The organism is Scopulibacillus darangshiensis (assembly GCF_004341035.1).
GTDB classification, from domain to species: domain Bacteria; phylum Bacillota; class Bacilli; order Bacillales; family Sporolactobacillaceae; genus Scopulibacillus; species Scopulibacillus darangshiensis.
Genome location: NZ_SLXK01000002.1, coordinates 44,488 through 57,718, shown reverse-complemented (window position 1 = coordinate 57,718; position 13,231 = coordinate 44,488). Strand labels below are relative to the sequence as shown.

Genomic DNA, 13,231 nt, shown 5'->3' with positions numbered 1-13,231 from the left:
CCTTTATAATAGCAATTATATGTTGAAAGTACAGGACATGATTGGTCTTCTATCCTCTTATAAGCACCCAAATAAAATGCTATAAAATCTCTACTCCCTTGGGCTCCGTCCGTTCCACAATTAAGTTATCCACCTGATGAAAACAGGCGAAGTTTTCCAGTGCAACACGCAGCGATTTCTTCAGCTTAGTTGTTAATTCGACACCCTGTTCTAACTGAAGGAGTCGAATAACTAGTCTATCATTTTTTCGATCCAGACTTGGATCCATCCGGCCAATTAATTGGTCGCCATACAAAATCGGCATCGCATAAGGGCCAAACGCGCGTTTCTCACTCGGGGTGTATATTTCCCATTTATAATCAAAATCAAATAAGTCAGTGACGCGCTCCCGTCGCCAAAGCAAGTTATCGAGCGGCGGCAAAAATCGCACCGGACCTTCCATATAAGCCCGATCTTTTTTTGTCTGTGATATGTCCCGGAGTAAGGATACATCTTCATGCATTATAAAATAGTCCCGTTTGACATTTTCTATTTTCATAGGGATGACCTTCCCTTCGCCTACAAGCTGATCAACCTCCGCACGGCGCTCCGCAGCGCTCATTTTTTGCCAACCAAACCTGGCGTCTCTTGGATCAAACAAACGATAGGCGCGTATGTATTTTTCTATCAGGGCTTTTTGGGATTCTCGTGTCCCGGTCTTTTCTGATTCATGTAATAATCTCTTGGGAACTGAGGTTTCGGTTAGGTCAAAGAACCGCTCATTCCCCGCTCGCCGCACAATTCTTATGATGCCGGCATCCAGCAATAGATTTAAAGCATGGGACGTTTCTTTTGTTTTTGGCATGTTGTTATCCCAATAACCATAAACACGTCTATCCGATTTAAAAGCGCGCGAAGGCAGGGGGCCTCTCCTTTTCAATTGTGCCAATACGGCTGTCACTGTTTGATCTACTTGCTTCAACGAGGAGCCCACCTGTTTCTGAAGCCTGTCACGTATAGGGTTAAATATCGGATAATCTTCAATTGGAATGACACATGCTGCATTCGCTATGTATTCAAAGACTTCCCCTTGTGAGAGGAGTTGATATAAATGCTCTGGGCGGTAGCCAGGGATCCTGGCGGCTAACACCAAATGTTGATTCCGTTCAACCACAGATACAGGATCAAGCTGAACACACTCCAATCGTCTGATCATTCTTAAGGCTGCTTCTGAATCTGAAGATTTTTTCGGACATGGCTCAAAAGGGTAAAGAAACTGAGTTGCAAGTAAAAATCGGCGAGCTTCTGCCTTGCTAACGGAAATGAAAGTTTTCATAGCCATCCACCTTTTTATTTGCCGTCTCCGTATGTCTCGGTCACACCGAATGTATCCGGGTTTTCATAGTCATTTACGGCTTTGTCCAGGTCGTGAAAGATACGATGCAGCAAACGGACCTTTTCGGGATCTTGTTTTGCGATAACATCCTGGGCAGTTTTCTTTGCTTTATCAAAATCCGCTCTTAATGTGCCGGTTACTTCAACAGTTTCTGTGATCCGTATAATATTATTCGCTTCCTGAATCTGGTCGTCCCAAATGAGGTGATTGATCGCACCCCAACCCGTGGTCTCGTTATAAAATGCATGGGTATCAGCGATAATGGTGCCAATATCTTCTTTCTTCATTTTTTTCGATTCAACCTTTTTTGTCATTTTATCAGCGATTTCTCCGGATACTTTGCCAATTTCCTTTTGTGAATGGCCAGATGTTTGTTGCTGAGACAGCCAATTCGTAACAAATCCACCTATTGTGAGTGCAATAATTAATGTACATAATATTGACCAAAACCAAAGTGATTTAAAAAATTTCACCCTGACAGATCCCCCTTATACAAAAAATAATTAAGACGCCTATCTCTGCAATAATATCCAATTGACCGCTTCATTGAGATCACGGGCTACAAAGTCAGGCTTGACTTCGCCCCACGTATACCTAAAATGCCGAATTGACCTTTTACCGTTGCCGGTTAAAACTAATATTTTCTTAGCGCGGACAGCATGGGCTGCAAGCATATCGGCATTTCCCGTATCACCTATAACAAAGCACTTTTTTAGATCCAAACGATAGTCTTTAGCTGCTTGGTGGAGGAGACCGGGCTTTGGTTTATGGCAATGACAATCTTCATTTGGAAGATGTGAACAATGGTAGAAATCGTCAAGCCTTGCGTTATAATTTTCGAGCTGACCCGTTATCTCCCCAAATGAGGGAATAAATTGTTCATGATTTGAAAATAAAAAGACTTTCATATTTGCTTCATTTAATTTTTTTAAAGCGCGGGGGACACCATGATACAGCCGGAAGGGGTTCGCTTCACCTAATGTCCCAAATAAGTCCATAAAAACGGCTTTCATTAAAAACCCGCCTCCTTTCATGGGAATAACTATTCGATAAAACCGTTGGAAAACCCTTTAATGTATCAGCTATGTTTTTATTGCCGAAGAATAAATATTATTTAAATGAGCGGGGCAAGTTAAAAAAATATTGAAAGGGGAGGGATGACAGGTCATGTTTAATAATATGAAAAAAAGAAAAAAGCAAAAGCAACAAACGCTCATCCTGTCACTTGTTGGCATGATTTTCAGTTTCCTTCAAACCATTTGGTTACATAAAGCGATTATGGACAAAAAAGGTGAAGATTGAAATATATAAGCACTTAAAAATGGAGGATAAATAAATGGATCCTCAAACCCAACCTAAGCCCAAAACTTTAAATCGAAGTCATTTCTTAAGAAATTCGTCATACCCAGACCACAAACCGAAAGCTAAAAGTATGATTGCTAAGAATAGCAGTATCCAGTCCTCGTAGGGCTTCATCTTTCCATCTCCTTAATAAATGGGGGACCACGGGGTGTTCATCCCTCATTTTTCTGACCTTTTGATCGTTGTGTTCATAATAGCCTGTACAGATAATGGTTATTTTATTACACAAACACACGGAACAGTTGTTCCGTGTGTTTGTGTTTCGCTTATTCAACATTATGTTTTGATTTTATTTTATCTACAACATCCTCAAGATCATCGGGTTTGTGAAATTCGATTGGCGAAAAACCTTTTTCGAAGGAGATGGCATCCGCTTCGACTAGGAGGACATAGCGGCCGTTTGATTTGGCTAAATGAACTGAATCACCAAAGTCAGATAACAGCCCCTTTAGCGTCATATGATCAAGTTTTAACTTCATTTCCAGGTCAGGCGTATGGTCAACAATTTGCCCGGCAGCTTCCACCACTTGTGTTGTACTCAGCCGTTCCTGAAGTTCACGTTTTGGCGCCTGCGCCCATGTTTCAATATCCGTTTCAAATTTTTCCCGCTCTTCACTTTCCGGTTCATAGGTTTCTTCAATATGACCTCGCATCATATCCATGACTTGGGTTTTGACAATCTCAGGCATTGATTTTTCAAATGAAACGAATTTAAGGAAATCCTCAAAATAGCGGGCGTGTGAAGCCTGATGAATTTTCAGCTCGCGTTCCTCAACCATGCCTTCTTCAGGCATGTAAGGATATTGAATGGATTTCATATTTTTGGTTGTAATCGCCATTTCAACATTACGGATAAGGGATGCTTCATCAGCAATCGAGGCCACTTTAGGTTCAAAGTCACATTTCATAATGAATGTGAATGGGTCGTCAAAATACTTGTTAAGTTTTGCTGAAGCAACAAGAAAGACACCGCCGCGCACCGCGCTCGTATCGACATAAGCTGAAACAAATTGTTCGCTTACTGTTTTAAAATCCTCTAGATCATCAGCAAAACGAGACCTAGAAAAAAGATTATAGTTTGGATTCGACCCGAGTTCGTGTCCATCCTCAATAATAAATTGACCAATTTTAGTCGGAACTTGATCAGATTTTGGGTGACGCTCAACTTTTCGTTTAACAATTTTCATTAATTCGCCATCTAAAAAATCCTTTAATGGACTATTTTCATAGCCAGCCGCATCTAAAGTTTGAAAGTGCTTATAGTGCTTGGCTGTTTCTTCACCTTGCCCGTCAACTTGAACAACATAAAAAGATAAATACTTTATAACAAAATCCACGAATGATCACCTTGTTTCATTATCATTAACCCTATCAAGTATAAGAAGGGCAGTGACATTCGTCAATATGAATGTGATAGGGACAAATCGTATCATGTCGTTGGATGTTTGCATACATATAAAACAAGGGTTTTAACCACAGTGTGACAGGAGGGTTAATTTTCATATGGAACGCTTGCCACTTCTTTATTTTGCCTGTGTTCTTGCCGGATTTGCACTGTTAAAAGTTCCGGTTGGAGGCACTTTTCTGGCAGGTCTTGATCAAGTGCTTGATATAATGGGGATTCTCGCCGTTACTATTTTTTCAATTGTCATTCTTTATCTTGGCGTAGTTGCTTTATTGAAAAAGAAATTTTGAATCGAAAGGTATATTGCAATCAAGCGGGTTATTCTTTAAATAGAATGACCCGCTTTCGCTTATATAAGTAAAAAGGAGAAAATGGTCTAAACCTGAATAGCATGTTCCCTGATAACATCAACAATCTGATCAAAATCATACTTATGATCCACAACATCGACAGTAAAATCTTGTTCCTCTTTAATATTCATTATCCATTTATAATGGTTAGTTTTCAAAAAGATGATCAAAGACGCTAATGCTGTTCGTTTGTTAGCGTTATGAAAGGCGTGGTTATTCGCTATAGATTCAAATAGGGCTGCAGCCTTCTCAAAAATAGAAGGATAAGCATCATTGCCAAAAGCAGATTGCTTTGGACGATTTAGGGCGGAATCCAAAAGATTTGGATCCTTAATACCAACCTGCTCATGGGGGGAATAAAGGCGAATTTGTACCATATTTATTGCAATGACTTGATTTGTTGTTAAGTAAACAATATCATCTTTGCTCATCGGTCAACTAGCCCTTTAAATGCTCGATCATGTTCTCTAATGACATCATTTAAAATATCCATAAATTCAGCATCTACGCCATCGGGAAGTTTGATGTGTTCTTTCTTTTTTAAAATAATTTTTCCGTCTTTTACTTCAATAGTGACGTCATCACCCTGTGCTAACCCAACTTCTCTTAATAAATCCGGTGGCAATGTTATCCCTATACTATTCCCTATTTTTGTAACCTTTCTTTCGATATACTCCATTTAGCCCACATCCTTAAGGGTTCTTATGTTATAACAATTATAACATTAAACGATAATAAATAAACCTTTCTTTCTACTTGATTATTGTGATTATGCTGTTTTAGGGAAGCTGCATTATTTTTTTAATTTTTTTGCTGATGTGTCGTTTTTGCCATTGGCCGTTCGTGGTTGTCTTAATAGAAAAGCAATACCAAAACATTTAGTTACAACAAAGGAGATAAAAAAATGGCGTTTGTCATTTCAAAAGACGGCACGAAGATCGCCTATGACAAAGTTGGTCAAGGGCCGGCACTCATACTAGTAACAGCTACCGGAAATTCCGGGGCAGGTGCGGCTGGCTAAACTATTATCAGGGCATTTTACGATTTACAATTACGACAGCCGCCTCAACCGAGGAAGTGACGGCTACTATTCAGCGGGTGGAAGCAAATGTTAACAAATTTGCAGAAAATGTTGAAAGTGTTTCAACGGCCATTCACGATCTCCAAATGAAAACAGATCAATTTAAGGTTTAATTTTGGGCAAATATGTGTGGAAACAATCAATACAACATCCAGTGAAAAGAAAAATTCACTGGATTTTTTGCTGTTGTACCTATGAAATAATTCCTTTTCGAAAAAGTTCACCAACCGCATGCGAACGGTTTTGTGCGCCGAGTTTTTTAATGGCTGTTTTCACATATTGTTTAACAGTTAACTCGCTTATTTCCATAGACACGGCCATTTCCTTTGAGCTCTCTCCCCATGCAATTCTTTTCATAACTTCTAGTTCCCTTTTGCTCAATTGTTTAGAATTTGCCGCACTGTTAGAGCTATGTATCATATTGCCAATTAGCTTTCCATAAAAGGTAAGTGATGAAAGCATTTTATCGTCGATGGCCTGTTCTTCAAACTCGGAACTGCATATATAGCCGATTACGGCCGAACCAAAGCAAATAGGTACAATAACTAGGGAATTAATAGAAGAGGACATAATGTATTTGCTGCTCGTTTGCTTAAGATATTCAAGACCAGAACAATATTTTGCCTTCCTTTCATGAATGGATGAGTAAATGATAGGAAACGAGCGAATATCATCCCGAATTTCCCCAATGTGTACTAAACCAGTTGAATTAATCGAGATAATGCCTTCCGCAAGATACCCTAGGGGAGAATATCTTACTAAGTAAGAATCGAGGACGGGGAAGATATCCATATAGACCTTAAGGATATTATACAATTGCTCCTCATGGCTTGTTGCGGTCTCGAACTTCCGAACACGTTCTTGGATGGTATAGTCAGAGATCATTTTATCATCTCCTTTTAAGGTATATAGTACATCGGAAATAGGGAATATTCAAACTTTGTGGAAAACTATATTCTTTAGATAGGGCATTTAAATCTAGAAAGGAAGATGATTTGTGGCTAATCTAGATCCGAAAGCAAAAGTGCATTTAGAAATGTTTAACCCGTTCCTGGCATCTATTCCAACAATGGATCCACAAACAGTTAGAGCAATGAATGCACAGGCTCCGCCTTTGGAAGTAAAGCTAGCACCGCTCGCAAAAGTTGAGGACCGGTTAATTCCTGTCGGTCAAGATGAAAAGATTAAAGTCAGGATTTACACACCGGAAGGACAAGGTCCTTTTCCACTCTTTGTATACTACCATGGCGGCGGCTGGGTTATAGGAGATATCGAACAAACCGATGCGAGCTGCAGGATGATCGCTAATCGGTTAGGCAGGGTCGTCGTTTCGGTGGATTATAGGCTTGCACCTGAATATAAGTTTCCTATTCCGGCAAATGACTGTTATGCAGCTTTAGAGTGGGTAAGTAAAAATGCCAAAACTATAAATGGAAGCGCTTCCGAAATCGTAGTTAGCGGTGATAGTTCAGGCGGAAATCTAGCGGCTGTGGTCTCAATAATGGCAAGGGATCAAAATGGTCCCCATATTTCAGCGCAAATTCTCATCTATCCAGTTACAGGTCTCGATTTCAATAGTGGTTCATATGAAGAATTCCAAAAAGGATTTGGTCTGGACAAAGACCTGATGATTTGGTTTGGCAATCACTATATTACGAGTGAAAAGGATAAGAAAGATAAATATGCAGCGCCTTTAAAAGCAGATGATTTAACTAATCTTCCCCCGGCTTTTATTATCACCGCGGAAAACGATGTGCTTCGGGATGAAGGATTAGCGTATGTAAAACGGTTAAAGGAAGCCGGGGTAAAAGTTGAATCGATTTGTGAAGAAGGATTAGTCCATGGTTATTTTTCAAACGTGTTCGTCTTCTCAGAAAGAATCAAAGCATCAATTTCTAAAATGGATCGGTTCTTGAAGGAAGGAATTAATGGTTAAGAATTCTTTAATCTACAACGAGGAAGGCAGGAATAAAAATGACATCTACAGGACATCAATTCCAGACTGATCATGTTAAGAGCTTCGATGCGGTTGTCGTTGGAGCGGGTTTTTCGGGATTGTATATGTTATACCGTCTGCGTGAGGCAGGTTTCTCCACTCGTGCTTACGAGGCAGGTGATGGTGTTGGCGGCGTATGGTATTGGAATCGCTATCCAGGTGCGCGCTGTGACTCAGAAAGCATTTATTATAACTACACATTTTCTAAGGAGCTTTATCAGGAATGGACATGGACTTCAAAATTCCCTGAGCAGCCGGAAATTTTGCGTTATCTTAATTTCGTTGCAGACAAGTTCGATTTGCGTCAAGACATCCAGTTCAAGACACGAATCATTGGCGCTCATTACGATGGGGCGACTAATAGGTGGCTGATTCACATGGACGATGGCACAGACGTATCAGCTAAGTATTTTATCACTGGGGTAGGCTGTCTCTCCGCTGCCAATGTACCAAACTTTAAGGGCTTAGATCAATTCGAAGGCGAGTGGTACCATACCGGACATTGGCCACAAAAAAAAGTAGACTTTAAGGGTAAGCGGGTCGGAATTATCGGTACCGGATCAAGCGGTGTTCAAGCGATCCCGGCCATTGCGAAAGAGGCTGACGATCTCATTGTTTTTCAGCGGACTCCTCAATATACTGTCCCGGCAAGAAATCACCCGTATGATCCAGGGTTCATCGATCGGACGAAAGGAAATTACAACGTGATCAAGCAGCAAATGCGGGAATCTTTAAGCGGTATACCAGAAGCGCTTCGTGATCGTTCAGCACTGGAGGATACCGCCGAGCAGCGTCAACAAGTATACGAGGCGGCATGGGGAAAAGGCGGATTCGCTTTTCCGTTAGCTTATAAGGACCTAACTTTTAATGAAGAAGCCAACAAATCAGCCGCCGATTTCATCCGTGCCAGGATTCGTGAGGTCATACATGATCCTGAAGTGGCAGAAAAGCTATTGCCAACATATTATTACGGCACCAAGCGCCCTATCTTTGACACCCATTATTATGAGACTTATAACCGTGAAAACGTTAGATTAGTAGATGTAAGGAAAGCATCTATTGAGGAGATTACAAACAAAGGGCTTCGAACAACGAAAGCCGAGTATAATCTGGACACTATCATTTTCGCCACCGGATATGACGGGATGACAGGACCTTTGTTTAAGATTGATATCCGTGGCAGGAATGGAGTGATACTTAAGGAGAAATGGGCAAATGGGGAACAGGTTAGGACATATCTTGGCATCACAACCGCAGATTTCCCGAACCTTTTCATGATTACTGGGCCAGAGAGCCCGTCTGTCTTGGTCAACATGCCTACAGCGATTGAGCAACATGTTGAATGGATCACGGATTGTATGACGTATCTTCGCAACCACGGATTGGAAACAATTGAGGCAAAGGTGGAAGCGGAAGAGGCTTGGAGTAAGCATTGTAAGGAGGTTGCCGACGCCACGCTTTATCCGAAAACAGACTCTTGGTATACAGGAGCGAATATCAGTGGTAAACCACGCGGATTTATGATTTATCTCGGTGGGTTTAATAGATACAGTCAAATATGCAACGAGGTCGCCGCTAAGGACTACGAAGGATTTTCATTGTTATCTACACAAAAGACAACTTTACGCTGATAAAGGAAAAATAAAATGGGAGGGTTGGCCATGTCCTTATCTAATCATATCGCTGTCATCACAGGAGCCGGAGGTGGTATAGGAAGGTCTGCCAGTTTGAGATTCATAGAAAAAGGATGCTGTGTCGTGCTTGTTGATTTCGATGAAAAGGAGGGAAAAGAAACACTTCGTCTTGTGAAGGAAAAAGGAGGGGAAGGGATTTTTGTACAAGGGGATGTTTCGATGAATGCGGATGTTGAAAAGTATGTTTTAAAAGCTAGGGAAACTTATGGAAGTATTGATGTATTCTTCAATAATGCGGGCATTCTAGGTGCACCGACCCTTTTAGCAGATTATAGTGAAGAAACGTTTGATCGTGTGATCGCTGTAAATTTAAAAGGCGTATTTCTGGGTCTTAAACACGTATTAAAAGTTATGGAAGAACAGCGTTCAGGGATAATCATTAATACAGCGTCCGCAGCTGGTATTCATAGTGAGCCGTATTTAGGCGGGTATTCCGCAAGCAAACATGGTGTTGTCGGCCTAACGAAAACAGCTGCAGTTGAATATGGTCCAAAAGGTATCCGGGTAAATGCTGTTTGTCCAGGCGGTGTCGTTACAAATATGACGAAAGATATGGATATGTCGAATCCAGAACAAAACGGTCCCCTTAGACGCCCAGCATCCCCAGACGAAATTGCCAATGTTGTATCTTTCATCGCTTCGGATGAAGCAAGTTATATGAACGGATCTATTGTCACAATTGATGGAGGTTTAACAACATAACTTTACATTAACATTCGGCATATGCCGAATGTTGTTTTGTATTCAAGGAGGGGACTGTCAGAAATTAAATTGTATCAATTAACACAGAATGTCGGCATTCGAATAAATTATTAAGAGAGGATTCGGACTTCAAAAGACAAATGGTTACTCGAAAAACAGAGGAGAGTTTCTATGCCATCAGTCATCAACATCAATGCCATTAACGTAAGCCAACTTAGTACGAATTCCATCATTGGTAATGGGGAAAATCTACAATTTGGATGGTCCAGCCACCAAAAACGAATGTACAGTGTTTACAACGTTGGCCAATTTTCACTAGTTCCATACAATTTAAATCTTATTTATGACACTGATCTTGTTGATGTACCTATTAATGATCAGGATTTAATGGGGGGAGGCGCGGTTTAATTTAGATTCCCACTAGTGATGTCTTTCTTTGTATTTCAAGTGGTAAATTGTGTTAAGCTCCCTTCCCTAGCAAACAACCCAAAACGGTCTTCAAGCCGGGGTGATTACGAATTAGACAAGCAGGATCTTCATTACGAAAACGTCTTTGGCCACAAAAGCCGACCTATTTGTTTAGAGCGGCATGAGTTGGAGCAATCTCAATAAAACAAACTTATCCACAAAACTTACAGGATGAAATTTATAAAGGTAACAAATATTAATTTTAGTGTTCAATTTACATTTGAAAATTCGTTTCTTTAAGGAGGAGACTATTTGAAAAGTCTAAAGGTTTAAAGAAAGAGGAATAACAATAAATTTTCTTTAAGCCCTGTTGAATTAGATGCCAAGAAAAGTTAAAGTAAGCACAAATCCATTTTAGAAAGGGGATGATGCCACCATGTCTAAAGAGAAGTTTACTAACAGATTGGTTAATGAAAAAAGTCCATACCTGTTACAACACTCTGAGAACCCTGTGAATTGGTATGCTTGGGGAGATGAAGCTTTTGCAAAAGCGAAGGCTGAAAACAAACCTGTATTCCTTTCTATAGGGTACTCCTGACAAGGTGTAACAATTCACTTGCCATTGGTGCCATGTTATGGCCCACGAATCATTTGAAGATGGTCAGATTGCGGAAATACTGAATAATAATTACGTTTCGATCAAAGTGGACAGGGAAGAGCGGCCGGATATTGATTCAATTTACATGACGGTGTGCCAAGCTTTGACAGGGCAGGGGGGCTGGCCGTTAAATGTCTTTTTAACCTCTGATCAAAAGCCGTTTTATGCCGGAACGTATTTTCCAAAAGAAAGCATGTACGGTCGGCCGGGATTTAAAGATGTGCTGCTGTCACTAAAAGAGCAGTATGATGCTGATCCGGAAAAAATCGCCGGCATCTGCTCTCAAATTGTCACTTCTTTATCGGAAAAATCCCAAAATCAGACGGCACTGCCGAAGGAGATATTAGAAAAATGCTTTCAGCAATTGACGCAAACCTTTGATCCGAAGTACGGCGGGTTTGGACAAGAGCCGAAGTTTCCGTCACCGCACCAGCTCCTATATCTTCTCCGCTACCACCGGATGACATCAGACGATGAAGCCTTGCAAATGGTAATCAAAACGCTTGACGGGATAGCTAATGGCGGCATCCATGATCATATCGGCGGCGGGTTTGCCAGATACTCCGTAGATGAGAAATGGCTCGTGCCCCATTTTGAAAAAATGCTTTATGATCAGGCGCTTCTGGCAATGGCCTACACGGAGGCTTATCAAGTTGTAGGAAACCCAAGATATAAAACTATCGTCAAGGACATTTATACATATGTCAGCCGGGAATTACAAGATGTCGATGGGGGATTCTATTGTGCCGAGGATGCCGATTCAGAAGGGGTAGAGGGTAAATATTATGTGTGGGAACCGGCCGAGGTAATGGGCATACTTGGAGATGACTTAGGCGAGCTATTTTGTGAAGCTTATGATATCACGGCTCACGGGAATTTTGAAGGATTTAATATCCCGAACTTAATTGACAGCTCTTTACTCGAATTGGCGAAGAAAAAGAAAATTAGTTTGGATAAACTTAAACTTCAACTTGAAGATGCGAGAAGCATTTTGTTAGGTGAAAGAAACCGCCGTATTCATCCTCATAAGGATGACAAAAGCTTGGCTTCCTGGAACGCCCTTATGATTGGTGCTCTCGCAAAGGCTGGGAAGGTTTTTAACAATGATGAGATGATTCACGCAGCCAAAAGAGCTTTGAATTTTATTGATGAAAAAATGACTGTGAAAGGCATGCTGAAGGCAAGATACCGTGAGGGAGAAGCTAAATTCGATGCGTATCTTGATGATTATGCTTTTCTTTCATGGGCTTGTGATGAACTATATGAAGCGACATATGAATCAAAGTATCTCAATAAAATGCAGCAGCTTATCGACATCATGCTTGCTGACTTTTGGGATGAAGATGGGCATGGCTTCTACCTATACAGTAAAAATGCAGCGGAGTTAATTTTAAAGCCTAAGGATGTTTTTGATGGGGCTATTCCTTCGGGTAATAGCGCTGCCGCTTATGTATTGCTTAAGCTGGCCAGGCGGATCGGCGAGTCTGATTATGAAGCAAAGGCAAATAAGCTCTTTACGGCATTCTCCAATAGTGTCAGTGGCTATCCAATGGGCTATAGCTTTTTGTTATCTGCTTATTTATTGACACAGTCGGGTTCAAAGGAGCTCATCATCTTGAAAGGGGACAATGTTGAACAATTTACTGAGAGCCTTTCAGCTCTTAAGGAACATTATCTTCCTGAAGTCGTTTCTTTAGCTGGTGAGCAAGGGGAAATGGACGAACTGGCACCAAACCTTGCCGGTTACAAAACCATTAATGATGAAACCACATATTATTTGTGCCGCAATTTCCAATGTGAACAGCCAACGATTTATTTTCAAGAGGTTATGGACAGACTATAGTTTGAAACAAAAAGCATCCTTTTTGACATTTTTGTTCAAAAGAGATGCTTTTTTTACTTAAATGTCTTTCATAAAGGCGATGAAAGACAAAACGCACGAAAAAATCAGGCCAAATGTCTTTCATAAAGGCGATGAAAGACAAAACGCACGAGAAAGCCAGGCTAAATGTCTTTCATAAAAGCGATGAAAGACAAAACGCACGAAAAAATCAGGCCAAATGTCTTTCATAAAGGCGATGAAAGACAAAACGCACGAGAAAATCAGGCTAAATGTCTTTCATAAAGGCGATGAAAGACAAAACGCACGAAAAAATCAGGCCAAATGTCTTTCATAAAGGCGATGAAAGACAAAACGCAC

At 40.8% G+C, this 13,231-nt stretch carries 13 protein-coding genes and 1 pseudogene; 7 read left to right on the top strand and 7 right to left on the bottom strand.

From position 1 onward, the window contains the following. Positions 1–79: 79 nt before the first annotated feature. From EV207_RS01960 to EV207_RS01950, 3 genes are read right to left on the bottom strand one after another with little or no spacing between them, the layout of a single operon-like run. Positions 80–1,315, bottom strand: a complete 1,236-nt coding sequence (locus EV207_RS01960) for a winged helix-turn-helix domain-containing protein (RefSeq protein WP_132743104.1) — start codon at positions 1,313–1,315, stop codon at positions 80–82. Between the two features lie 14 nt (positions 1,316–1,329). After that, positions 1,330–1,848 (bottom strand): hypothetical protein, encoded by a 519-nt coding sequence (locus EV207_RS01955; protein ID WP_132743102.1) that lies wholly within the window; start codon positions 1,846–1,848, stop codon positions 1,330–1,332. Positions 1,849–1,887: 39 nt separating this feature from the next. Next, positions 1,888–2,388: a D-glycero-alpha-D-manno-heptose-1,7-bisphosphate 7-phosphatase gene (locus tag EV207_RS01950; protein WP_165886806.1), complete on the bottom strand. Its 501-nt coding sequence runs from the start codon at positions 2,386–2,388 to the stop codon at positions 1,888–1,890. A 154-nt stretch (positions 2,389–2,542) separates the two neighbouring features. Here EV207_RS01950 and EV207_RS23640 point away from each other — a divergent pair, with 154 nt between their 5' ends. Continuing rightward, positions 2,543–2,677 (top strand): hypothetical protein, encoded by a 135-nt coding sequence (locus tag EV207_RS23640; RefSeq protein WP_279389155.1) that lies wholly within the window; start codon positions 2,543–2,545, stop codon positions 2,675–2,677. Between the two features lie 326 nt (positions 2,678–3,003). On the opposite strand, the gene EV207_RS01945 is transcribed toward EV207_RS23640, so the two are convergent. Next, complete coding sequence (locus EV207_RS01945; RefSeq protein ID WP_132743099.1) at positions 3,004–4,074, bottom strand: DUF3900 domain-containing protein; 1,071 nt, start codon at positions 4,072–4,074, stop codon at positions 3,004–3,006. A gap of 166 nt (positions 4,075–4,240) precedes the next feature. Here EV207_RS01945 and EV207_RS01940 point away from each other — a divergent pair, with 166 nt between their 5' ends. Further along, the gene (locus EV207_RS01940; protein WP_132743097.1) at positions 4,241–4,432 is read left to right on the top strand and encodes a hypothetical protein; all 192 of its coding nucleotides are present in this window, start codon (positions 4,241–4,243) and stop codon (positions 4,430–4,432) included. Between the two features lie 86 nt (positions 4,433–4,518). Here the strand turns inward: EV207_RS01940 and EV207_RS01935 are convergent, their stop codons facing one another. The 3 genes from EV207_RS01935 to EV207_RS01920 form a co-directional block, all read right to left on the bottom strand. Continuing rightward, the gene (locus tag EV207_RS01935) at positions 4,519–4,923 is read right to left on the bottom strand and encodes a type II toxin-antitoxin system death-on-curing family toxin (protein ID WP_132743095.1); all 405 of its coding nucleotides are present in this window, start codon (positions 4,921–4,923) and stop codon (positions 4,519–4,521) included. Then, positions 4,920–5,171, bottom strand: a complete 252-nt coding sequence (locus tag EV207_RS01930; protein ID WP_132743093.1) for an AbrB/MazE/SpoVT family DNA-binding domain-containing protein — start codon at positions 5,169–5,171, stop codon at positions 4,920–4,922. Before EV207_RS01930 ends, EV207_RS01935 begins: the two co-directional genes overlap by 4 nt. 594 nt (positions 5,172–5,765) lie before the next feature. Then, positions 5,766–6,458: a helix-turn-helix domain-containing protein gene (locus EV207_RS01920; protein WP_132743091.1), complete on the bottom strand. Its 693-nt coding sequence runs from the start codon at positions 6,456–6,458 to the stop codon at positions 5,766–5,768. A gap of 112 nt (positions 6,459–6,570) precedes the next feature. Between EV207_RS01920 and EV207_RS01915 the strand changes: the two genes are divergently transcribed. The 5 genes and pseudogenes from EV207_RS01915 to EV207_RS01890 all read left to right on the top strand — a co-directional run bounded on the left by EV207_RS01915 (position 6,571) and on the right by EV207_RS01890 (position 12,874). Beyond that, entirely contained in the window at positions 6,571–7,509 is a 939-nt protein-coding gene (locus tag EV207_RS01915; protein ID WP_243646913.1) for an alpha/beta hydrolase, read from the top strand. Between the two features lie 38 nt (positions 7,510–7,547). Beyond that, positions 7,548–9,200, top strand: coding sequence for a flavin-containing monooxygenase (locus EV207_RS01910; protein ID WP_132743089.1), 1,653 nt, complete (start codon positions 7,548–7,550; stop codon positions 9,198–9,200). 30 nt (positions 9,201–9,230) lie between these two features. Beyond that, positions 9,231–9,965 (top strand): SDR family NAD(P)-dependent oxidoreductase, encoded by a 735-nt coding sequence (locus EV207_RS01905; RefSeq protein ID WP_132743087.1) that lies wholly within the window; start codon positions 9,231–9,233, stop codon positions 9,963–9,965. A 171-nt stretch (positions 9,966–10,136) separates the two neighbouring features. Further along, the gene (locus tag EV207_RS01900; protein WP_132743085.1) at positions 10,137–10,373 is read left to right on the top strand and encodes a hypothetical protein; all 237 of its coding nucleotides are present in this window, start codon (positions 10,137–10,139) and stop codon (positions 10,371–10,373) included. A gap of 436 nt (positions 10,374–10,809) precedes the next feature. Continuing rightward, positions 10,810–12,874: pseudogene (locus tag EV207_RS01890) on the top strand (thioredoxin domain-containing protein). Positions 12,875–13,231: the final 357 nt, after the last annotated feature.